Below are 1,066 nucleotides of genomic sequence, written 5' to 3'. Positions count from 1 at the left end.
GTTGTCACCGTCCCGACCGACCCGCAATCCGGTCAGCCTGCCGGTCAGCGTGTCCACAAGCCGTTCAAGTTCACCGTTGCCCTGAACAAAGCCGTACCGCTGATGTACAACGCGCTGGCTTCCGGCGAGATGCTGCCGAAAGTGACCCTGAAGTGGTACCGCACCTCCGTTGAGGGCAAGCAGGAGCACTTCTTCTCCACCGTTCTGACCGATGCCACCATCGTTGACATCGACTGCCAGATGCCGCACTGCCAGGACCCGGCGAAGTCTGACTTCACCCAGCTTATCCAGGTCTCCATGGCTTACCGCAAGATTGACTGGGAGCACACCGTTGCCGGTACCTCTGGTGCTGACGACTGGCGTGCGCCTATCGAGGCGTAACGGCTCGTTTTCCTTTCTTTGTTTTAGTTCTCTAGAAGTGCTGTCCACGTGGTCCGTTTCCGTAGCACGTAGATGTTTCCCCAGCCTGATTAATCCCGCAGGCTGGGGCTTTTATGTTTTGCCATCCCCCTGTTCTGACGTTCGGTGCTGAGTGATGGCAAAGCACACAAGAGGTTTGAATTATGTGTCCCTCCATTGCACTGCTCGGTGATATCGGCACCGACCACGACGGCTTTCCACCGACCCCGGTGATAGCCGCCAGTCCTGACGTGTTCCTCGATGGTAAGCCTGTTGCCCGCCAGGGTGACCCGTTAGCACCCCACGACAAGCCCAACAATCCACCCCACCCGCGCAGCATTGCCGGTGGTGTGGGTTCTGTGCTGGTGAACGGCAAGCCCATCGCCGTCACTGGCACTGCGGTGGATTGCGGTGGTGTGGTGATTGGTTCGGGTAGTGGGCAAGCAGGATAAGGAACAAGGTCATGGCACAGAGCACAGGATTACAATTTACCGTCAAGGTTGGCACACTGGTTGACAGCACCTTTGCGGTCGCAAGCTTCAAGCTGGATGAGGGCTTGAACCGTCCCTTTAACCTCCACCTTGAGGTCGCCAGCCAGCAACCGGACATCGACTTTGGCGCCGTGCTGGACCAGCCCTGTGAGTTGATGGTGTGGTACAACGGCGAG

2 protein-coding genes and 1 pseudogene are annotated in these 1,066 nt (G+C 58.1%); all 3 read left to right on the top strand.

Going from position 1 to position 1,066, the window contains the following annotated elements; genetic code table 11:
- The coding region (hcp1, locus tag G5154_RS21100; protein ID WP_421251645.1) for a type VI secretion system effector Hcp1 at nt 1-381 on the top strand (381 nt) is incomplete at its 5' end.
- Between the two features lie 182 nt (nt 382-563).
- Nucleotides 564-851 carry a type VI secretion system PAAR protein gene (locus G5154_RS21095; RefSeq protein WP_021141173.1) on the top strand — a complete coding sequence of 96 codons (288 nt, stop codon included), beginning with the start codon at nt 564-566 and terminating at the stop codon, nt 849-851.
- Between the two features lie 11 nt (nt 852-862).
- Nucleotides 863-1,066, top strand: a pseudogene (locus tag G5154_RS21090) (type VI secretion system tip protein VgrG); the annotation flags it as partial.

Origin of the sequence: Aeromonas sp. 600527 (assembly GCF_049175415.1) — a bacterium.
Classification (GTDB): Bacteria; Pseudomonadota; Gammaproteobacteria; order Enterobacterales; family Aeromonadaceae; genus Aeromonas; species Aeromonas veronii_A.
The sequence above is the reverse complement of the archived record's forward strand: the minus strand, read 5'-3'. Positions and strand labels throughout refer to the sequence as shown.